23 protein-coding genes are annotated in these 22,024 nt (G+C 38.8%); 14 read left to right on the top strand and 9 right to left on the bottom strand.

Annotated elements, in window-relative coordinates:
- Positions 1–43 precede the first annotated feature (43 nt).
- The 3 genes from R2Q80_RS18085 to R2Q80_RS18075 form a co-directional block, all read right to left on the bottom strand.
- Positions 44–733, bottom strand: coding sequence for a response regulator transcription factor (locus tag R2Q80_RS18085; protein WP_316800950.1), 690 nt, complete (start codon positions 731–733; stop codon positions 44–46).
- Between the two features lie 61 nt (positions 734–794).
- Positions 795–2,468, bottom strand: a complete 1,674-nt coding sequence (locus R2Q80_RS18080) for a HAMP domain-containing sensor histidine kinase (RefSeq protein ID WP_316800949.1) — start codon at positions 2,466–2,468, stop codon at positions 795–797.
- Positions 2,469–2,470: 2 nt separating this feature from the next.
- Entirely contained in the window at positions 2,471–4,357 is a 1,887-nt protein-coding gene (locus tag R2Q80_RS18075) for a S9 family peptidase (RefSeq protein WP_316800948.1), read from the bottom strand.
- A 228-nt stretch (positions 4,358–4,585) separates the two neighbouring features.
- Between R2Q80_RS18075 and R2Q80_RS18070 the strand changes: the two genes are divergently transcribed.
- Entirely contained in the window at positions 4,586–6,409 is a 1,824-nt protein-coding gene (locus R2Q80_RS18070) for a tetratricopeptide repeat protein (protein WP_316800947.1), read from the top strand.
- 27 nt (positions 6,410–6,436) lie between these two features.
- On the opposite strand, the gene R2Q80_RS18065 is transcribed toward R2Q80_RS18070, so the two are convergent.
- Complete coding sequence (locus tag R2Q80_RS18065) at positions 6,437–6,697, bottom strand: hypothetical protein (protein ID WP_316800946.1); 261 nt, start codon at positions 6,695–6,697, stop codon at positions 6,437–6,439.
- Between the two features lie 109 nt (positions 6,698–6,806).
- On the opposite strand from R2Q80_RS18065, the gene R2Q80_RS18060 reads away from it, so the two are divergent.
- On the top strand, positions 6,807–7,118 hold the full coding sequence (locus tag R2Q80_RS18060) for a DUF4286 family protein (protein ID WP_316800945.1): 312 nt from the start codon (positions 6,807–6,809) through the stop codon (positions 7,116–7,118).
- A 5-nt stretch (positions 7,119–7,123) separates the two neighbouring features.
- Here R2Q80_RS18060 and R2Q80_RS18055 read toward each other — a convergent pair whose 3' ends face one another.
- The 3 genes from R2Q80_RS18055 to R2Q80_RS18045 form a co-directional block, all read right to left on the bottom strand.
- Complete coding sequence (locus R2Q80_RS18055) at positions 7,124–7,453, bottom strand: nucleotide pyrophosphohydrolase (protein WP_316800944.1); 330 nt, start codon at positions 7,451–7,453, stop codon at positions 7,124–7,126.
- A 15-nt stretch (positions 7,454–7,468) separates the two neighbouring features.
- Positions 7,469–7,921, bottom strand: coding sequence for a D-aminoacyl-tRNA deacylase (dtd, locus tag R2Q80_RS18050; protein ID WP_316800943.1), 453 nt, complete (start codon positions 7,919–7,921; stop codon positions 7,469–7,471).
- 65 nt (positions 7,922–7,986) lie between these two features.
- On the bottom strand, positions 7,987–9,033 hold the full coding sequence (locus R2Q80_RS18045; RefSeq protein ID WP_316800942.1) for a beta-ketoacyl-ACP synthase III: 1,047 nt from the start codon (positions 9,031–9,033) through the stop codon (positions 7,987–7,989).
- Between the two features lie 127 nt (positions 9,034–9,160).
- On the opposite strand from R2Q80_RS18045, the gene R2Q80_RS18040 reads away from it, so the two are divergent.
- Positions 9,161–9,442, top strand: a complete 282-nt coding sequence (locus R2Q80_RS18040; RefSeq protein WP_047798943.1) for an ATP-dependent Clp protease adaptor ClpS — start codon at positions 9,161–9,163, stop codon at positions 9,440–9,442.
- 33 nt (positions 9,443–9,475) lie between these two features.
- On the opposite strand, the gene R2Q80_RS18035 is transcribed toward R2Q80_RS18040, so the two are convergent.
- On the bottom strand, positions 9,476–10,075 hold the full coding sequence (locus R2Q80_RS18035) for a thioredoxin family protein (protein WP_316800941.1): 600 nt from the start codon (positions 10,073–10,075) through the stop codon (positions 9,476–9,478).
- Between the two features lie 83 nt (positions 10,076–10,158).
- The gene (rsmA, locus tag R2Q80_RS18030) at positions 10,159–10,944 is read right to left on the bottom strand and encodes a 16S rRNA (adenine(1518)-N(6)/adenine(1519)-N(6))-dimethyltransferase RsmA (RefSeq protein WP_316801081.1); all 786 of its coding nucleotides are present in this window, start codon (positions 10,942–10,944) and stop codon (positions 10,159–10,161) included.
- Between the two features lie 172 nt (positions 10,945–11,116).
- On the opposite strand from rsmA, the gene pdxA reads away from it, so the two are divergent.
- From pdxA to tatC, 11 genes are all read left to right on the top strand, one after another.
- Positions 11,117–12,196, top strand: coding sequence for a 4-hydroxythreonine-4-phosphate dehydrogenase PdxA (pdxA, locus tag R2Q80_RS18025; RefSeq protein WP_316800940.1), 1,080 nt, complete (start codon positions 11,117–11,119; stop codon positions 12,194–12,196).
- Positions 12,197–12,612: 416 nt separating this feature from the next.
- Positions 12,613–13,749, top strand: coding sequence for an MFS transporter (locus tag R2Q80_RS18020; protein WP_316800939.1), 1,137 nt, complete (start codon positions 12,613–12,615; stop codon positions 13,747–13,749).
- A gap of 2 nt (positions 13,750–13,751) precedes the next feature.
- Positions 13,752–14,591, top strand: a complete 840-nt coding sequence (locus tag R2Q80_RS18015) for a sulfurtransferase (protein WP_316800938.1) — start codon at positions 13,752–13,754, stop codon at positions 14,589–14,591.
- A gap of 157 nt (positions 14,592–14,748) precedes the next feature.
- Positions 14,749–15,234: a DUF177 domain-containing protein gene (locus R2Q80_RS18010; RefSeq protein ID WP_316800937.1), complete on the top strand. Its 486-nt coding sequence runs from the start codon at positions 14,749–14,751 to the stop codon at positions 15,232–15,234.
- Between the two features lie 15 nt (positions 15,235–15,249).
- Positions 15,250–15,441, top strand: coding sequence for a 50S ribosomal protein L32 (rpmF, locus tag R2Q80_RS18005; protein WP_010600130.1), 192 nt, complete (start codon positions 15,250–15,252; stop codon positions 15,439–15,441).
- Between the two features lie 99 nt (positions 15,442–15,540).
- On the top strand, positions 15,541–16,479 hold the full coding sequence (gene plsX, locus R2Q80_RS18000) for a phosphate acyltransferase PlsX (protein ID WP_047798949.1): 939 nt from the start codon (positions 15,541–15,543) through the stop codon (positions 16,477–16,479).
- 18 nt (positions 16,480–16,497) lie between these two features.
- A complete protein-coding gene (locus R2Q80_RS17995; RefSeq protein WP_316800936.1) occupies positions 16,498–17,496 on the top strand; it encodes a beta-ketoacyl-ACP synthase III in 999 nt (332 codons plus the stop codon).
- Positions 17,497–17,621: 125 nt separating this feature from the next.
- Positions 17,622–18,098: an acetyl-CoA carboxylase biotin carboxyl carrier protein gene (gene accB, locus R2Q80_RS17990; RefSeq protein ID WP_316800935.1), complete on the top strand. Its 477-nt coding sequence runs from the start codon at positions 17,622–17,624 to the stop codon at positions 18,096–18,098.
- A 180-nt stretch (positions 18,099–18,278) separates the two neighbouring features.
- Complete coding sequence (gene accC, locus R2Q80_RS17985) at positions 18,279–19,619, top strand: acetyl-CoA carboxylase biotin carboxylase subunit (RefSeq protein ID WP_316800934.1); 1,341 nt, start codon at positions 18,279–18,281, stop codon at positions 19,617–19,619.
- Positions 19,620–19,781: 162 nt separating this feature from the next.
- On the top strand, positions 19,782–20,984 hold the full coding sequence (locus R2Q80_RS17980; protein ID WP_316800933.1) for a hypothetical protein: 1,203 nt from the start codon (positions 19,782–19,784) through the stop codon (positions 20,982–20,984).
- A gap of 146 nt (positions 20,985–21,130) precedes the next feature.
- A complete protein-coding gene (gene tatC / locus R2Q80_RS17975) occupies positions 21,131–22,012 on the top strand; it encodes a twin-arginine translocase subunit TatC (RefSeq protein WP_316800932.1) in 882 nt (293 codons plus the stop codon).
- Positions 22,013–22,024 lie beyond the last annotated feature (12 nt).

The following is a 22,024-nucleotide window of genomic DNA, read 5'->3' as shown; positions in this document are numbered from 1 at the left end:
TGTAGCGTCAGGCTAGCAGTCATTCACTCATTCAATTATTCAATTAACCTGCATTAAAACGATATCCTACCCCCCTTACAGTTTGCAACAGCTGAGGGTTATCAGGATTTAATTCAATTTTTTTACGTAAACGTACAATGTGCATGTCAAGCGTGCGGGTATTTACATCAGAGTTGTATCCCCAAACCACTAGCATTAGTTCGTCGCGGTTAATTACTTTCCCGGGATTCCGCAAGAAATAAAGTAGAATACGGTTCTCTAAAATAGTAAGCTCTATTTTCTTTCCGTCTCTAAATAAAGTATGGATATTTGGATGATGCTCCATATTTCCAAACCGGTGAATTTCAGCCGAATCTTTATTTACAATGAATTTAACCTTACTATCTAACATCGCCACCAATACATCCATGTTAAATGGTTTGGTAATGTAATCTGAAGCGCCAAAGTTATAAGCATCAATCTTATCAACATCCTGTGCTTTGGCAGTCATCATAATCACCAGATTTTCGAAACCCTGCTTACGTACATTTTCGCATACCTCTGCACCTTGCTTGCCGGGCATCATCCAATCCAATAAAACGATATCTGGCTGGTCGGCGATGATCATTCGCTCTCCTGCATCACCGTCATTAGCTTCCAATACACTGTATCCCTCGGCTTTTAAGCGGTGTGCCACAAGAAAACGAAGATTCTCATCATCCTCTACAATTAATATTTTTACTTCTTTAGACATTTGTATTTGTGTGTTTAATTTTAGAAGATGTTAACAATACGCTTTACGATACCTCTTCATTTTAACTATTATAGGGGAGCACAATTTTAAATTCCGTACCTACCCCTACTTTACTTTTTACAGTGATTTCACCATCCATAAAGTTAATCAGTTCTTTGCAGAATGCCAAACCCAGGCCAACACTTCCCATCTGATTATATTCGTTCTGAATCCGGAAAAACTTTTTAAAAATATTATTCAATTCAGATGAGGCAATTCCTATACCTTTATCCGTAAAACGGAAAACCAATACCCCCTTAATCAGCTTCGCAGAAATGTGCAGCTTCTTATTCTCAGGCTTGGAATATTTGTAGGCATTTTCTGCAAGGTTATCAAACAAGCTACCCAATAACACAGGATCACTGATAAAGGTTTTGAAGCCCACAACCTCATAGGTCATTGCAAAATCAGGATGCTTCAAGGTGTGCGACTCAATAGTACTTTCTATAAAATCAACGATATTGACTGATTCCTGGTTCAGTTTTATTGCCTTATTCTCAATTTGAGTAAAAGCAAGCAGCTTATTCATTAGTCCGTTGAGTTTATCTGCCTCTTCATCCAAAATCTTACCGTAAAGCTGTTGTTCTCTTGCACTTAGTGTACTTGCGCTCTTGATATTATTACCAGCTATCTTGATTACACTGACGGGTGTTTTGAATTCGTGGGTAAGGTTATTAACAAAATCATACTGCAGCTTAAACATTTTGCTGTTGATATTCAGGTTGCGGTAAATTAAAAATGCCACCAGCAACAAAACGCCATAAACCAAAAGCAGCACCAGCGCTATAGGCATAAAATATATGAAAATCTCTTTCTTAATATATGATTTGGAAGAAACCAGGTAAAACTTAAAATCTGAGAAAGCACCTGGCAATGCAATTTCGGTTGTAATTTTTTCTTCTGATGTATCAATAGGATCATAGGTTAACGGCTCTATTTTAATGCTTTGATACAGCAGGGGCCTTGTATTTATAATCTTGATTTTTGATGCGTCCAGGTTAAAGACCAAAACATCCTGTTGATAAACGGGCGCAGGATTTAACTTCTTCCTGATCATATCTTTGTAACTTCTCAAGTCTTCTCCCCTGGGGATGTTGAGGTAGGTAATCTTATTATCATTGGAATTAACGATAGAAAAATTAGTAAAAAGCTCTTCCTGACTGGGTACCGATGCCGTATCAAGAGACTCAACAAAGGTAGCCAGCTTAATAGCCATGGCATTAAAATCACTACCAACATTAAATGACCGGGTATCTTCCGCTGAATAGAGCTTTACGGAATCAGGGCGAATGCCTTTGCCAAATTGATAAATGGCCTTCGGACCAATACCCAGATGGTTGGCATTTACACCATCCTTTACCGGCATGTTTTTTACTTCGGTATCATAAAAAGTTACCTTTGAGATGAACGGATATTTTAACAGGATGGTATCAACAAATTTAGCAGCGGTTGATGAATCCAGAAATCCATTGTAATAGGACACCTCAGGCATTTTATTTTGAAAGAAATCATTATAAGGTTTTATACTCTGTTCTAACACATTCACCTTTTCAGACACAAAATCATTCTCGATCGATTTCTTACTGTAGTTAAAAGCTAAGAAAAGAGATAGGATAAATAATATCGAGATGAGGGAAATGAAAGTAACGCTAAGCGAGAAATTCTTTCGGTAACCACTTTTTTTGTCTAAAGCCATTCCTACTTCTTACTTAGATTCTCCTGCAAAAACACTTCTAATGCTTTGTATAATGCTGTTCGTCCCTGTTGCCGCATAACGGGATTCGGGCCTTCTTCCTTCTCAATGTAAGTAACTGGGACATTCCGCTTTTTGAGCTCCTTTATAAACTGAACCCCTTCAGCTACATTAACGCGCGGATCTTTGGGATTCTGAGCAATGAATACGGGCGATTTAAAACGATCAGCATGGAAAACCGGCGAGGCAAAACGCATGTATTCTGTATCAGTAATGGGATTGCCTACAATTTCGTAATACATCTGCAGATTGGTTTTCAAAAATGGTGGAATGGTTTTAAAATAGCTAAATAAATTAATAACGCCGGAATTTGATCCCCCGCACTTATAAATATCGGGATTTTTGTATAAACAATTCAAAGCAATATAACCGCCAAAGCCATTCCCATAAATGGCAATCTTTTTAGGATTGGCAACCTTTTGATCAATTAACCACTGCACGCCATCATTAACATCCGACTGAATCTTATCGCTCCATTGCTTGAAGCCTGCGGCATAGAATGATTTTCCGTAGCCTGTAGAGCCACGGTAATTTACCTGTAAAACAGCATAACCACGGTTGGCTAAAAACTGAACCTCCGCATTATAACCCCAGTTATTCCTTCCCCCCGGACCATTATGTGGTAAAACGACAACAGGAAGATTGGTGGCTTTCTTGACCCTGGGCAAGGTGAGGTAACCATTAATGGTTAAACTGTCTTTACTTTTGAAACTAATTGGCCTCATAGCACACATTGATTCCTGTTTTATCGCCGGGTTAATGTCAGTTAGCTTCTTGAGTTTATTATCCTGTGCAGTATACAAATAATAGGAACCTGGGTTTTTGTCGGTAAACGTACGCACTACAAAAACATTGTCCATTTTGTCCTTATCCATAATACGCCATTCCGTACCTGGCAATAACCTGTCTATTTTGGAATAAGTTGTCCGGGTGCTGTCATCAAGATAGAATTTCTCTTTCTTCCAAGTTTCACAGGTTACAAAGAGCATTTTCTTTTGCGTCCGTGAGTATTTTGCATCCACCACATTGAGCGTATCGCTGGCGAAAAGAACCTGTTTTTCTTTACCGGTTTTCAAATCAAGCGCAACAAGGGCATTCTTATCCCGGTTCACATTGGAAATCGCATACAACACGTTCGCTTCCTTTTCCGAGAAAGCAATGGGTTGCAGGGTGGTCTCGAAGTTATTCGTGATAACAGGTGAAAACTGCTGACTTTCATTTTCCCTGTACATAAGCGTTTCATTCACGCCATCACTGGATACTGCAATTTTTAAAACACCTTTATTATCCGTTATCCACTCTGTAATATTGCCTGGGTTTTTAGCGGCAATATCCATTTTACCATCCCTGACATTCAGGCGGTAGACATCGAAAACTGTCGAATCTCGTTTATTTGAAGCTACAATAATATATTTGTCGTCTATCAACTGATCTTCAATTACATGGAGGCGGCTTTTCTCATTGGAGCTTAACTGAACCTGCTTACTGCCATCCTTGTTGATCACGAAAATATCCGAACGCCTTTCCTTCGATTCATCTTCAGTATAATATATCAGTTCATTATTGCTGGTCCAAAAGTAAAAGCTAATACTTTTTTCTGTCAGATGTGTTAACTGAACACTATTCCCCGTAGCAATGTCTTCTACAAATAAATCAAGCTTTTTAGCTTGTAATTTTAAGTATGAAAGGCTTTTGCCGTCTGGAGATAAGCGATAATAAGCCTTATCCTGTGTTTTGAAGAAATCATCAACAGGTATAATCCCGTCATTTTTATTGCCATTACAGGCAGAAATGACAGCAACTATAACAATTAAAAATATCCTCTTCAACATAAACAAATAATTACGGGATGACAAAAATACGCATCACAATAACTTAAGCATGATTTACACCAACAATGTTACTTATGCAACGTTTATTATGTCAGTGCGTTCAATTTAATATTTATACCATACACGTAAAATAAAAAGCAGGTAACATTTAAAATACGTTTGATGCAGGGAGCTGATTTAGCTAAAATTGTATTAAAATGTTACATTTAAACCTTATAATGCAAGCTTATGAACCGCTTAATCCTCATTTTTCTTTTCCTGGCATCATTTGGGGCAAATGCACAGATTTTTCGTCAAAATCAACAAGTTGCACAAGACGATATTTCCCTTGCCATCCAATTCTACCAGGACGGTGATTATGAAAAAGCTGCAGTATTGTTAGAGAAACTTTTAGAACGCCCGAACAATGAGGGTTATTTTGACATTTATTTCAACTCGCTCATTAAGCTTAAAAGATATGATGTTGCCGAAAAATTAGTCAAAAAACTAATTCGTCAAAACCCTGCCAATGATGGCTATGACATTGCCCTGGGTAAACTTTATCAGGAGAAAGGTGACGTACAAACGGCCAACAAAATTTTCAACGAGGCCATCTCCAAACTTCCTAAAGAGGAATTTAAAATCAGGAACCTTGCAAATAACTTTTACCGCTTTGAAAACTACGATCTCGCCATACAAGCCTTCAAACAAGGAAGAAAAATTCTGGGTAATGAGCAGGCATTCACATTTGAACTTTTAAATATATACCGCTTTAGAAAAGATAAGTCTATGCTCATGCAGGAATACCTCGATGTACTGGAAACAATGCCGCAGGTATTGCCACAGGCAGAAGCGGTATTATCATCTGTTTTCGAAGATAAAGCAGACTATCAGACTTTTCAAACCGCTATCTTGCGTAAAGTGCAAAAATCGCCAGATGCAGAAGTTTACATTCAACTCTTAACCTGGAATTTTATTCAGCAGCAGGAATTCGACATGGCTTTACGTCAGCTCATTGCTTTTGATAAAAGAACAAAGGCGAGTGGCGAAACACTCTTTAACACTACTAATATTTTCGTGGATAACAAAGCATATGAAACCGCGATTAAAGCTTACGAATATTTATTAACAAAAGGCAAAGACAGCCCTTTTTATCTCCCATCGCAGATTGAATTGTTAAATACTAAATATAACTTACAAACATCTGGAAAGTATACAGCGGCAGATTTAGCTACTCTGGCGAAAGACTATCAAGTACTGATAGATGAAAATGGTAAGAACAAAAATACTTTGTTCGCCCTAAAGAAGCTGGCCAACTTGCAGGCCTACTATCTGAGTCAACCAGACAAAGCAGAGAAAATTCTGGAAGATGCCATTCAGATGCCTGGCCTGAGCACCCAGGATATTGGCCAATTGAAGCTCGACCTTGGCGATGTTTACATTCTTACTAACGAACCCTGGGAAGCTTTTCTAGTTTATGAGCAGGTAACCAAACAGTTTGAAGGGCAGCCAATTAGTAATGAAGCCCGTTTCAGAAGCGCAAGACTTTCCTTTTATCAGGGTAATTTTGAATATAGTAACGGGCAATGTTTAGTGCTCAAAGCTGCAACCTCTCAACTCATCGCTAATGATGCACTAAATTTAAGCCTGTTAATTTCAGATGATATTCAAAGCCCTGCAGACAGCAATGCCTTAAAGATGTATGCCGATGCTGAAATGCTTGTATTCAGAAATTTACCAACCCAGGCGATCAAAAAACTCGATAGTATTTCCATCGCCTTTCCGGGAAATGGTTTGACAGATGCTGTGATGATGAGTAAGGCCAGAATCCTGATTAAATCCGGCGAATTTCTGCCAGCATCAAACATTCTAAAAAAGATCACAGAAGATTTCAAAGATGGCATCTGGACGGATGATGCCCTCTTTACGCTCGGGGATCTTTATGAAAAGAACCTGAACGACATTGCACAGGCGAAAATTTATTTCCAAAAGCTGATAACCGATTATCCGGGAAGCATGTTCAGTGGAGAGGCAAGGAAAAGATTTAGAAATTTGAGGGGCGACGGGGTTTAAATTCAGCACTTCTTGCTAAAACCCTGTTTAAGCATCCAGTGCGATAATCACCAATGTAAGCAGAAGTATCAGGCAAATACCAGACAGGATCAGGATTCTGGCCCCATGTTGTCGGTCGCTTAACGAATAAGCAAATCCCTTTTCGCCAGTGGCAAGAGAACGGCGTTTTTTCATTAAATCCCATCCTATTACAACACCCAATAAACCACCAAAAATAGCGGTAAGGTATCCGGTATAAACATAGTTTCGGGTTGAGTTATCTACTTTGTGAGCGTTATGTGACAGCATTACTAAACAATAGGGTTGTGCAAATTTAATTTTTTGCAAATAATTAAACGAAAGAAAAATGATATTCTAATGTTTTTTTTAACATTTCCCAAATGGTTATCTTTGCAACATGCTTTTATATAATGTCACTTTAATTTTAGAAGAAACTGCTGCGGAAGACTGGTTGAAATGGATGCACGAAGTTCATGTTCCCGCGGTTATGGCCACCGAGATGTTTGTATCAAACAGACTCCTGAAGGTTTTGGATTCGCCGAATGAAGGAGTAACCTATTGTGCCCAGTATGTTGTAGAATCTGTTGAAAATTATAACAAGTATCAGGAAGTTTATGCTCCCACCCTTCAAAACGAGTTAAATGAGAGATATAAAAATCGTTTTGTTGCTTATCGTACTTTAATGGAGTTTATTCCTCCAATCGCTTAGCAAGCTTAAGGGTTAATCTTTTTGTTGTGCTTATGCCGGTCTGCATCGCGGATACTTTTCTTTTCCAGGTTTTTCTCCAGGGCTGCAGTAAGATTGATCCCTGTTTGGTTGGCCAGGCATATCAGCACAAACATGACATCAGCCATTTCATCGGCGAGATTAACCTCCTCATCGCTTTTTTTAAAAGATTGTTCACCGTATTTCCGGGCCATGATCCGGGCAACCTCTCCTACCTCTTCCATCAAAATAGCCGTGTTTGTTAATTCGTTAAAGTAACGGATTCCGGTAGTTTTAATCCATTGATCAACTGTTTCCTGTGCTTCTCTGATTGTCATAAATGAAGTTATCTCTTATTCTTTATCTTTTGTATCAATTAAAATGGTAACTGGCCCGTCATTCAGAAGCGAGATTTTCATATCGGCCCCGAAAATACCAGTTTCTACTCTCTTACCCAGTAATTGTGAAAGCTTTTCGACCATTTTTTCATATAAGGGAATAGCAACATCGGGCCGTGCAGCTTTCGTGAAACCCGGTCTGTTACCTTTTTTAGTAGATGCAAATAAAGTAAACTGACTGACCAGAAGAATATCACCGTTAATGTCTGCCAATGCTTTATTCATTAAATCATTTTCATCAGCAAACACCCGCATGTTCACAATTTTTTGTGCCAGCCAATCTATATCCTCACTATTATCAGCATCCTCAATACCTAAAAGTACTAAAAAACCAGTACCAATCTGTCCTGTAATGTTGCCATCGACAGTGCAACTTGCCTGTGTAACCCTTTGTAAAACTGCGCGCATTCTATGTAGCTAAAGATGAAAGATTAAAGCGAAGATAACATTTGGCTACAAAACAGCAAATGCGATCACCACCTGATTAATGCGCTGGCCCAGGTAAAGCCCGATCCAAATGCAGCAAGGCAAATCAAATCGCCTTCTTTGATCTTACCAGCTTCCCAGGCTTCACATAAAGCTATAGGAACTGATGCTGCGGTGGTATTTCCATATTTCTGGATGTTATTAAAAACCTGATCGTCCCTCAAGCCTAATAACTGCTGTACATATTGACTGATTCTTAGGTTAGCCTGATGAGGCACCAACATGTCGATATCTTTCTCGGTTAAGTTGTTGGCCGCAAGGGCTTCCTTAATCACCTCAGGAAATTTAACCACTGCCTTTTTAAAAACCGATGGCCCGTCCATGTAAGGCAGGGCTGCTCCGCTTTCTAAAATTTCGGGAGTCATAAATAAACCACCAAGCTCCTGATCAGGAAAAGCAGGCTTATCCTTCATCCATTTATTGGCGTGTGAACCCGGATAATACATTGCCAGTATTTCGGCATCGGCACCATCACTATGCAGGTGTGTACTTAAAATCCCCTTACCCTTATCATCTGTTGGCTGTAAAACAACCGCCCCGGCCCCATCTCCAAAGATGACAGAAACATTTCTGCTCCGGGTTTCAAAATCCATCGCAAACGAATGTTTTTCACTACCTACTACCAAAACATTTTTATACATACCGGTTTTAACAAACTGATCGGCTACTGATAATGCATAAACAAACCCTGAACACTGATTACGGATATCCAGTGCCCCAATCTCGCCCATTTCCATTTCACGTTGCAGTAAAACACCACAACCGGGAAAATAATAATCGGGACTCAATGTGGCAAAAACAATAAAATCCACGTCTTTTGCGGTGATCCCCGCACGCTCTATCGCAATCTTCGCGGCTTCTATGCCCATGGTAGTCGTTGTCTCTTCATTGCGGTCCGCAAAACGACGTTCCTTAATTCCGGTCCGTTCCTGTATCCATTCGTCGCTTGTTTTCATAAAACGACTCAAATCATCATTGGTATATACATTTTTAGGAACATAGTAGCCTATTCCCCCTATTTTGGATTGGTGCATGTTTATTGCTTTATATTGTGGTTACACAAAGTTAATCATTTATTGCCGAAGCCATTATTATTCACAAACGAACAAAATCTTAAAACATGATACTAAATACTTGATAGTAATGTTTATTTTTGCACCCATGTCTACAGAAACCAAAGAAGAGACCTTTACGCTCGAAGAAATTCTAACTTCCCTAAAAACCGTACATCGCCTTATTTTGTGGAATGATGATGTAAACACCTTTGATCATGTTATTCATTGCATGATGAAGTATCTGGATTATAGTGAATCTCAAGGCGAAAAAATTGCCTGGAAAGTACATAATGAAGGAAAATGTCCGGTATTGGAAGGATCTTTTACTGAAATGGAAGTTTACAGAAAAATTCTGCAGCAAGAAGGATTGACAGTTTCTGTCGATTAGACTCAAGTAACTGAAAGCAATTTATTGGGGCAATTATTTTTCCAGCCCCTTCAAAAGTTCATTCAATTCTGATTGAGTACTTTGCGTTTTATCTTTAGCATACCATCCGTGCAGTTTCTCAGCAAGTATTGGCATTTCAGTACTTTCTTTTTTCCACTCTTTTAAAAGTTCCTGTAAAACCTGAGGACGTGGCGCCCAGGTAGCCAGCACCCGATCTGCATTTTCATCGAGTATAATCAAAACAGGAATTGCTCTGCCACCATTAGTTAAATGTGCATCAATTAACGGCAGGTTTTGATCCCGAAGGACAAATTTCAGTTCAATTTTGCCCAGTGATGCAATAGCAATTTTATTGAAAACCGGAATAATCTGTGCAGCATCGCCACACCATCCCTCAGTAATTACTAAAAATTTATACCTGGCTTTAAGGCTTTCAATAGTTGATACAAACTCATCAGATAAGCTAATAGTCTTATCAACGCGGCTCATCCTTTGCACATTCATTTTGGTGTAGTGCAAATCGTACGTCACTTCGCCTGTAGCTTTGCTTTCTGATAAAAGCTGATCTACCAATGCACGATAAGTTAAGTAATCCATCCCCCGACCGCTAAATATTTCGCTGTAATTAACCATGATATTTAAGAAATTGCACCGCAAAGAAAAGGAGAAAATTAACGAAAATCATCATGGATTTGCAAGAAATAGATTAGCCAAAACTATCCTTCCATCAGCTTACTCACATGCTGTGTTAAGGCTACAAAATCCGCAACGGTTAGCTGTTCAGCCCTTTTCTCGAAATATATATGGTTATCCATTTTATCTTTTGGCATTACGGCCGATACGGCATTGCGCAGTGTTTTCCTGCGTTGATTAAAACCAGCTTTTACTACACGCCAAAATAATTTTTCATCGCAATCTAACGTCTGCACTTCATTACGGGTTAAGCGGATTACAGCAGAATGGACTTTAGGTGGCGGATTGAAAGTGCCGGGTTTAACGGTAAAAAGATATTCGATTTTATAGTAAGCCTGCAGAAATACACTTAAAATACCATATTCCTTACTTCCTGATGGAGCAGCACATCGTTGAGCAACCTCTTTTTGAAACATACCAACCATCTCCACCACTTTATGCCGGTTATCTAAAATCTTAAATAAAATCTGTGATGAAATGTTATATGGAAAGTTGCCTATGATGGCAAACTGATCAGCAAAAATGGCATCGAAATCAAGCTTTAAGAAGTCGCCATTAATTAAACGATTGCCAAGCTGAGGATATTTCTCATTTAAAAAATGGAATGATTCCGTATCAATATCAATAAGATAAGTCTGAAAATCTTCACGTTGAAGCAAAAAGTCAGATAAGATCCCCATTCCAGGACCAACTTCAAGAACCTGGTTGTACTGATCAGTACGCACCAGACTATCTACAATTCTATTGGCAATCCCTTTATCAGTTAAAAAATGCTGACCTAAATGTTTTTTTGCTTTTACTAAACTCATCCTTATAATTTCTTGCCAGGCAAACACAGAAAACATGAAGAACAATCTGTTCGTCATGGCCCAAAAGCTGTGTTTTGTTTACTGACTTTTTTTTACAAAATAACTAATTTTTATCCGGTAAGCACCTGTTTAACCGAAAATCAGTATTTTGCGCTAAAATTTTTCAGTAACGATGAGCGATAAACTTAAAATTGGTATTAGTATAGGCGATGTAAATGGCATAGGTTTAGAGGTAATTATTAAAACATTATCTAACCCGGCCATTTTAAACTATTGCACACCAATTGTATACGGACACACCAAAGTTTCTTCGTTTCATAGAAAAGCCAACAACCTCGGAGATTTTAGTTTCAATGTAATTAATCATCCTAATCAGGCGCAATCGAAAAAAGCCAATATGATTAACTGCTGGGAAGAAGATGTGAAAATCGAACTGGGCCAAGTGACCGCAACAGGCGGAAAATATGCCTTGCTTTCATTGGAAAAGGCAACTGCCGACCTGGTAAATGGTGATATCGATGCGTTGGTTACCGCTCCAATCAATAAACACAATATCCAGTCAGATACTTTTGCTTTCCCTGGTCACACCGAATATCTTCAGGAGAAGAGTGGTAGTAAAGATGTATTGATGTTTTTGATTAGCGAAAATCTACGTGTAGGTGTGGTTACCGGTCACATCCCTGTTAAAGACGTTCCAACATCAATCACAAAGGAAAAGATTATCAGCAAACTGAAATTAATTAATGAAAGTTTGAAAAAAGACTTCTGGATCGAAAAACCAAAAATTGCCGTACTAGGTTTAAATCCGCATGCAAGTGATAACGGCTTACTGGGAGCTGAAGAGGCAGAAATTATAACTCCCGCCATTCAGGAAGCATATGATAAAGGAATGATGGTTTTCGGACCCTACCCTGCTGATGGTTTTTTTGGAAATGGTAGCTATAAAAAATTCGATGCTGTACTAGCTATGTATCACGATCAGGGCCTAATTCCTTTCAAAACATTGGCATTTCATAATGGGGTAAACTATACTGCCGGATTAAAGTTTGTACGTACCTCTCCTGACCATGGTACCGGATATGACATTGCCGGAAAAGATCTTGCTGATTCAACTTCATTTACCGAAGCATTATTTTCCGCCATACATATTGTTAAAAATCGTAGAGAACAGGAAGAAATGTTGAGTAATCAACTTCGTACAGGTGGAAAAATTGTAGAAACGCAATTCGATATCAAGGATGATGCTTCTTAGTTTAAGGGCCATAGAAAAGCGACTTCCAGATTCACTTTAACACATAGAAAATCTGCTTCCAAATTTGATGTAATCCATTGAATTCTGGTATGGAGAATTTGTGCCCAAATGATCTGATTCATCGGAGTTTGTACGGAGATTGTACGGAGTATCAATGGAACTTAACGCAACAGCCCGGTACGAATTCCATTTGATGTTGGTATCATTTTACTTATTTTTCTGTCTTGTCAGATCACTAGGTATACAGCCTTAAATATCATTTCTACACGAACTAAATTCAGGTTCCTGTTCTCGCAGGTTTCCTAGTTTCAATTAGCGGGGAAAATGCCCTGTTCATCCGTTTATTTTATTTAAAATTGTGATACAATTTTCAAATGCCGACTACCAAAAAATTCAGATACATCTTACACATAATTGTGCTATCACAATTTCTATGCACCTCTTTATGGTTCGCAGGCAATGCAATACTTTTCGATATCATTAAAAAGTTCCCCGGCGAAATAAATCTTCTGGCCAACCTTACCAGCATGGTTCAGTTTGGTTTTATTAGTGGCACACTGATATTTGCGTTTTCCACAATAGCAGACATTTTTTCACCGTCTAAAGTTTTCTTTGTTTGCGGTATAGCAGCAGCACTGTTTAACCTCTGCATCTGTTTACAAGTGAACGATATCCATATGATTCTTTTATTTCGTTTCCTGACAGGCTTTATGCTGGCTGGGATTTACCCTATTGGAATGAAAATCGCAGCCGACTACTTTAAAGACGGTTTAGGCAAATCGTTGGGTTTTCTTGTTGGAGCATTGGTTTTAGGAACTGCGTTTCCACACCTGCTTAAAATGTTTACCGGAAAATTTTCGTGGCAATACGTAATTTACGCCACATCAGCGCTATCAGGTATTGGTGCATGCTGCATCCTATTTTTTGTGCCAAATGGGCCATTTAGGGTTGCAGGGCAAAAATTCAGCCTAGGCTCCTGCTTTGGGGCTTTTAAAAACCCGGAGTTCCGTGCAGCGGCGTTTGGTTATTTCGGACACATGTGGGAACTGTACACTTTCTGGGCATTCCTCCCTGCTATGCTCATACTTTATAGTCAAACACATGCAAATGCGGGTTTAAACACTTCCCTTTTCTCTTTTTTAATTATTGCTTCAGGGAGCATATCATGTATGCTTGGAGGCATACTCTCTCAGAAATTCGAAGCTAAAAAATTAGCAACCATCGCTTTATCTATTTCAGGATTGTGCTGTATTCTATCACCCATTTTTCTCTTCCTTGAAAACACCTATCTGTTTTTGATCTTCCTTTTTTGTTGGGGTCTATCAGGCACAGCAGATTCGCCTCTGTTTTCATCACTGGTTGCTAAACATGCACCGGAAAGATTAAAAGGAACTTCACTCACTTTAGTTAATTGTATAGGCTTTGCTGTCACAATTATCAGCATCCAAACCATCAATATTTTATCAAAAGAAATGAATTCGCATTATATTTACATGATTTTGGCCATTGGCCCCGCGATAGGTGTATTTTCATTATTAAAAAATCTTAACTGAATATGTCAAAACTATCCCCAATTATAAAACCCGAGGATTTAAACTGGCTGAACCTTGATGATGAAATTGTAATCATTGATGCAAGTGCTGGCGCTAAAGCCAGGTATCATGAACAGCATTTAGCCGGCGCTTTATTTGCCGATGTAAATGAGGATTTGGCAAACATCGCAGATTACGCCATTGGTGGAAGGCATCCCCTACCTCAACCTGAACAATTCGCTTTAGTTTTGCAAAAACTCGGCATTACAAAGCACAGCCATGTGATTATTTACGACGATAAAAATGGCGGAAACGCTGCTGCCAGACTTTGGTGGATGTTAAAAGCTATTGGCCATAAAAAAGTACAGGTAATTGACGGTGGATTTCAGGCGGCAGTTAAAGCGGGTTTCCCGACGACGAATAAATCAGAAACACCAAAATCGGTAGAACAATATGAAACCCAAGACTGGAATCTTCCCTTAGCTGATATGGACGAAGTGGAGACTGTTGCGAAAAAAGATGATTACCTCGTAATTGATGTTCGCGATGCCAATAGATTCGCTGGCTTAGTGGAGCCAATTGATACCATCGCGGGGCACATTCCGGGTGCGATCAATATTCCATTTACTGAAAATCTAGATGTTAACGGACGCTTTTTAGCGCCTGAATTACTAAATACCCAATACGCCAAAGCGCTGGAGCACATTAAACCTGCAAATATTATTGTGCACTGCGGTTCTGGAATTACTGCATGCCATACCTTGCTGGCGATGGATTATGCAGGTTTACCTATCCCAAAATTATACGTTGGATCGTGGAGTGAATGGAGCAGAAACAACAAGGAAATGGTACTGAAAAGTTAAAGGGCTGAAATTTTCAAATGCACATAAGTTTTTAATAGCCAACAATTTTCAAAAAACATTTTTAATCTAATAATTTTATCCCTACATTTGCAGGCTAAAATTTTACAGTACTTTGAAGCCATTAAAACAATTTTCGATACCGTTCACCGGATTAAAATTGGGAGCTCATCATTTTGATTATGAGCTTGATGACCGTTTTTTTAATGCATTTGAGTATTCATTAATTAAAAGCGGAAATTTAAAAGTAGACCTGGAACTTGAGAAACAAGAGACCATGTTGCTTTTAAAATTCAAAGTAAAGGGAACAGTAAATCTCGATTGCGATAAGTGTTTATCAGAGTTTGCGTACCCGGTAAATTTATATGAAAGGCAAATTGTAAAGTTTGCTGAAGATGAGCTGGAAAGCGATGATGAAGAAATTATCACGCTTAGCCGTAAAGATTCTGAGATTGATATATCAGAACCTTTATACGAAATGATTAACGTAGCTGTACCCTATATCAAAAACTGCGAGCAGGCAGATAAGGAGTGTGATCAGGAAATGATTGAAAGACTGGAACAACTCTCTATCGACAAGCAGGGAGAAGAAAACGAACAAACAAGCGACCCTCGTTGGGAAGCCCTTAATAAGTTAAAAAAATAATTAGATTATACACCAATGGCACATCCAAAACGGAAAATCTCGAAACAGAGAAAAAATAAAAGAAGAACACACTATAAAGCAGTGACTCCTTCTTTAGCAACTTGCGCAGCAACAGGTGCTATCCACGTACCTCACCGTGCATACAACGTTGATGGTAACCTATACTATAACGGTAAATTGGTTATCGAAAATACTCAAATCGGGTAATTTTCTTAAAAAATTGTTTGTGTTCAGCGGCTTTAGTCATACCTTAGTCAACTGAAAAATCAGGATTTAGCCTGACCCTAACACAAACAGATTTTTTCTATGAAAATAGGCCTCGACATAATGGGCGGAGACTATGCTCCCAAAGCAATTGTTTTGGGAGCAATAGCAGCTCATCAATCGCTAAACGCTGGAGAACATTTGGTTCTTATTGGCGATACCGAACAGATTAAACCCATTCTCGCGGAAGAGGGTTTCAATCCAGATCATTTTGAATACGTTCATACTGATGAAGTTATTGGTATGGGTGAGCATCCCACCAAAGCAATTGTTCAGAAACCTAATTCGAGCATCGCAGTTGGTTTTAATCTTTTAAAAGAAGGTAAAATCGATTCATTTGCAAGTGCTGGAAATTCTGGAGCAATGTTAGTAGGCGCTGTTTTCAGCGTTAAAACAATTCCGGGCATTATCCGCCCATGCTTATGCTCTATTCTTCCTAAATTAAAAGGCGGCACCGGCTTATTATTAGATGTTGGCGCCAATGCAGATTGCAAACCTGATATTTTATTACAATTTGGCGTGCTGGGTAGCCTTTACGCTGAAAATTTATTTAAAATAGACAATCCCAGGGTTGCTTTAATGAATATTGGGGAAGAAGATGAAAAAGGCAATATGCTCAGCATGGCTACTTTCCCATTGATGAAAGAGACGAATCTGTTCAATTTCGTAGGTAATGTGGAAGGCAGAGATTTATTTAATGATAAATCGGATGTAATCGTTTGCGACGGATTTACAGGAAATGTAATGTTAAAACTAGCAGAATCATTTTATGTAATTACCATTAAAAAGGGTTTGAAAGATGAGTTCTTCGATCGTTTCAATTATGAACAGTACGGTGGAAGTCCGGTTTTAGGCGTTAACGCTCCTGTTGTTATCGGACATGGAATTTCTAGTCCGCTGGCTGTTAAAAATATGGTTCTTCAATCCAGGGAAATGATTACAACTGGCTTGGTAGAAAAGATTAGAATGGCATTTAAATAATTGATTAAATTTTTTAAAATGAGTAAAATTCACGCTGCTATTACGGCAGTAAATGGTTACGTCCCCGACTATATACTCACAAATGCAGAGTTAGAAACCATTGTTGACACTTCGGATGAGTGGATTACTAGCAGAACGGGAATTAAAGAACGTAGGATTTTAAAAGGTGAAGGCCTGGGTACTTCAGATATGGCTGTTCATGCTGTAAATGGCTTACTTAAAAAAAGAGGTATTGATGCAAAAGAAATCGAATTGATTATTTTTTGCACCACTACTCCAGATTTCACCTTCCCTGCAACCGCAAATGTTTTAGCGGATAAAGTTGGCGCTACAAATGCCTGGGGTTACGATTTACAGGCAGCCTGTTCAGGTTTCCTGTTCGGTTTATCAACCGGAGCATCATTTATTGAATCAGGAAGGCATAAGAAAGTATTGGTAATTGGAGGCGATAAAATGTCATCAATCATTAATTACGAAGACCGCACCACTTGTATCATTTTCGGCGACGGATGCGGATGTGCTTTATTGGAACCGAATGAAGAAGGGCTGGGCGTTCAGGATTCTATTTTAAGAACTGATGGCTCTGGCAGAGACTTTCTGGGCATGAAAGCCGGAGGATCTGTAAAACCAGCTACTCACGAAACAATCGATGCGAGAGAGCATTTCGCGCATCAGGAAGGACCAACAGTATTCAAATTTGCGGTAACAAATATGGCAGATGTAGCTGCCGAAATTATGGAACGCAACAGCTTAACATCTGATGATGTTGCATGGCTGGTTCCACATCAGGCAAATAAGCGCATCATTGATGCTACTGCTAACCGTATGGGGGTTTCCACTGATAAGGTGATGATTAATATTGAACGTTATGGAAATACAACAAACGGAACAATCCCATTATGCTTATGGGAATGGGAAAGCAGGTTGAAAAAAGGAGACAACATTGTATTAGCTGCTTTCGGAGGAGGATTTACATGGGGGTCTGTTTACCTTAAATGGGCATACGATACCGTTTAAACTACATTCGTTTATCATAGCCAGGAGTTTTAAAGGCTCCGCTTTTCAAAGAAAAAATAAAACAAAAAAAGTATAACTTAGTTAATTCATTTATACACTATTTTTTACATAACAAGGATTAAAAAATGGATATCAAACAAATTCAGGAACTGATTAAATTTGTTTCTCGTTCTGGAGTAAACGAAGTTGCTATTGAGCAGGAAAACTTTAAGATTACGATCAAAACAAATCAAGCACCAACAGTTGTTCATGCTACCGTACCACAAGCTCCGCTTGTACAGGCTGCTGCTCCTGTTGCTACAGCTCCTACTGCTCCCGTTGCAGCAACTCCTGCTGTACCAGCTGCAGAAGATACTTCAAAATACATTACAATTAAGTCTCCAATGATTGGTACATTTTACCGCTCATCAAGCCCTGATAAGCCAATGTTTGTGAATGTTGGTGATGAAGTCGGCACAGGCAAGGTAGTTTGTATTATTGAAGCAATGAAACTTTTCAACGAAATTGAAAGTGAAGTTTCAGGCCGTATCGTTAAAATATTGGTTGATAATGCATCACCAGTTGAATACGATCAACCATTATTTTTAGTAGAGCCAATTTAAAAGACTGTCTGTTTTACAAATTGACTTGTTTTCGCAAGCCAAATAAAATATAATATGGTTCGTGGAAACACGAACCATGGCATTTAATTTAAGCTGATCACACGAGTTATGATGGTTAAACTGATGGGCATTGACGCTCCGGTTTGATTGTTCACCAGTGTAATTACAAAGAAAGAAATTATGTTCAAAAAAATACTAATTGCCAACAGGGGTGAAATCGCTTTGCGTATTATCCGCACCTGTAAGGAAATGGGCATCAAAACTGTTGCAGTTTACTCCACCGCAGATCGCGAAAGTTTACATGTACGTTTTGCTGATGAGGCTGTTTGTATTGGTCCTCCACCTAGTAAAGATTCATACCTAAATATTCCTAATATTATTTCAGCAGCAGAGTTAACAAATGCTGATGCGATACATCCAGGCTATGGCTTTTTATCCGAAAATGCGAAGTTTTCGAACATTTGCCGCGAATATGGTATAAAATTTATCGGCGCAACCCCTGAACAGATTAATGGTATGGGCGATAAAGCTTCTGCCAAGGATACGATGAAGAAAGCTGGTGTACCAACTATTCCGGGATCGGAAGGATTGCTTAATAGTGTAAAGGAAGGGATTAGCATCGCAAATGAGATGGGTTATCCTGTAATCCTGAAAGCTACTGCCGGTGGTGGTGGTCGTGGTATGCGTGTAGTTTGGAAGGATGAAGATTTTGAAAATGCATGGGATAGCGCACGCCAGGAATCTGGTGCAGCTTTCGGAAATGACGGCTTATATCTGGAAAAGTATATCGAAGATCCCCGTCACATTGAAATCCAGGTTATTGGTGATCAGTTTGGTAAAGCTTGCCACTTATCTGAGCGCGATTGTTCCATTCAGCGCCGTCACCAGAAACTGGTAGAAGAATCTCCTTCACCATTTATGACTGAAGAACTCCGCGTTCGCATGGGTGAGGCAGCCATTAAAGGTGCACTTGCAGTTAGCTACGAAGGGGCAGGAACAATTGAATTCTTAGTCGACAAACACCGTAACTTCTACTTCATGGAGATGAATACTCGTATCCAGGTAGAACATCCGGTTACTGAAGAAGTTATCAACTTCGACTTGATTAAAGAGCAAATCAAAGTTGCTGCAGGGATACCGATATCAGGAAAAAATTATTTCCCTGATATGCATGCAATCGAATGTCGCATCAATGCTGAAGACCCAGCGAACAACTTCCGCCCTTCACCAGGCAAGATTACGAACTTCCACTCTCCTGGAGGACATGGTGTTCGTGTAGATACACACGTTTATGCAGGATATTCTATTCCGGCAAACTACGATTCAATGATCGCAAAATTAATTTGCGTAGCACAAACTCGTGAAGAAGCCATTTGTACTATGGAACGTGCTTTGGGTGAATTTGTAATCGAAGGCATTAAAACAACTATTCCTTTCCATTTACAGTTAATGAAAGATCCGAACTTCAGAGCGGGTAATTTCACTACGAAATTTATGGAAACCTTCGAATTCTCAGAGTAATAATTCCCTTTAAGATTTAAAAGGCTGTTCAATAAAATGAATAGCCTTTTTTCGTAAAAAGCGTTCCGTTATTCGACAAGCCCTTAAGCATTAAGAGATTATTTTTCAAAACTGGTAGCGTTTTGCGAAGTCATATCGTATTAGCCTTAAAAACCACTAATCATGAAAAAAGTTCTAATTAACGGATTACTCTTAATGCTTACTCTAGCAGTACTTACCCAGTGTAAAAAAGGAGAAGAGTTTGAACAGATACAGATCTCGAAATTGATGTCTGCTCAGCAAATGAGGGCCTTGCCAGTAGGCATTACAAAAGCAACAAAGCCAAAAGAAACAGGCAAGATTTATATTTTCAACGACTACCTGTTCATTAATGAGCCTGCAAAGGGCATTCATATCTATAACAACAGTAATCCGGCTAATCCTGTTAACATCGCGTTTCTTCAGGTTCCTGGAAATGTAGATCTGGCCATCCAGAATAATATATTATACGCCGATAGTTATGTTGACCTGTTGGCATTTGACATCTCAAACATTGGTAATATAAAACAGGTGAAACGGGTAAATGACGTGTTTAAACAGTTCTACACTGACTTTAACCTCCAAAAATATGTGATTGTTTATAAAGACACACTTGTAAGGAAAAATTATAATAAAAACATCATGTATGATGCGGCATCGTATAGCAGCGGAAGCAGCAGTTCAACAGGCCAGGGCGGATCAATGGCCAGATTTACCTTATTGAACGACTATTTGTACACTGTTGGCAGCTTTGACTTAAGCCTATTCGATGTAAAAACACCAGCAAACCCTTCCTTTGTTAAGGCAATCAATTTAGTTTGGGGTGTTGAAACTATTTTCCCTTACGAAAATAAATTATTTATGGGCACAAATACCGGGATGCATATCTTCAGTGCAGCAGATCCGGCGAACCCGGTGAAACTTTCTACCTATAGTCACGTTTTTGCCTGCGATCCGGTGGTAGTGCAAGGCAGATATGCATACGTAACCTTACGTACAAGAAATTCCTGCAGACAGGCGAGTAATCAGCTGGAAGTTGTGGATATTGCAGATCCCAAACAGCCTAAACAGATTGCCGTTTTTCCAATGCAAAACCCACATGGTTTGAGCATCAGTGGCAATAGCTTATTTTTATGTGAAGGAACTTTTGGAATAAAGAGTTTTAATATTACTGATAACACTAAAATTGGTAATAACTTGTTGCAACATATCAACAGCGTAAAAAGCTTTGATGTAATTGCTGGTCCAAAATCATTGATTGTAACTGGCGAAGATGGTGTACACCAGTTCAACTACAACGATCCCGCTAATCTAAAACCACTCAGCGTGATTAAGCTTCAGATTTGATAAAAACAAATGAAGCATCTCCTGATTTTTGTTTTCAGGGAGTGTGGGCATTATTTTAATACAATTCTCACAATAACATAAACTATTTCTATATTTAACACGTAAATACCATTCTATTCATTTAGAATGGTATTTTTGTTTTCAACATGAGCGACTTAAAAAAAACACTACTTACAAAAGCTATTGGACAAAAGAGTACAACCTTAGAGGCAGAAATGTCGTTCTTTGATCACCTTGACGTTCTCCGTAAACACCTCATCAGGGCAGTAATTGCCATTGCTGTTTTTACAGGTATCGCATTTTATTTTAACGAAGAAATTTTAGATAAAGTTATATTCGGTCCTAAAAAACCCAGTTTCTGGACGTACAGGATGATGTGCAAACTGGTTGAACACTTTCCATCATTGGGTAAGGACATGTGTATCACTAAAATAAATGGTGAAATCATCAATACTGAAATGGCCGGCCAGTTTAATTTACAGCTAAACGTGTGTGTAATGTGCGGCATTGTTGCTGGCTTTCCTTATTTATTATGGGAAATATGGCGATTTGTGAAACCTGCTCTTCATGATAATGAGCGTAAATCAGCAAGTGGTTTTGTATTTTTTGCCTCTGTTCTTTTTGTTATTGGTATATTATTCGGGTACTATGTGGTTTGTCCCCTGTCCGTAAACTTCCTGACAGGTTACACCGTAAGTGAGGAAATCAAGAATACATTTACTGTAGATTCCTATCTTTCATCAGTGGCCACGCTAACATTGGGAACGGGCATTATTTTCGAACTTCCCATCATCATTTTTATTCTCTCTAAACTCGGGTTAATGACACCTAAGCTAATGAGATCGAGCAGAAGGTATGCTGCTGTGATTATCTTAATCATTGCTGCCATTGTTACGCCTACTCCTGATATTATGACGATGCTGATTGTAGCTACTCCTCTATTTCTGCTATATGAGTTAAGTATTTTTGTTTCTGCTTACATAGAGAGGAAAAAAAGAAAAGCTGAGAAAGCATTTTATGCTAACTAACGAAAACATTAT

Origin of the sequence: Pedobacter frigidisoli, assembly GCF_032678525.1 — a bacterium.
GTDB lineage: Bacteria > Bacteroidota > Bacteroidia > Sphingobacteriales > Sphingobacteriaceae > Pedobacter > Pedobacter frigidisoli_A.
The sequence above is the reverse complement of the archived record's forward strand: the minus strand, read 5'-3'. Positions and strand labels throughout refer to the sequence as shown.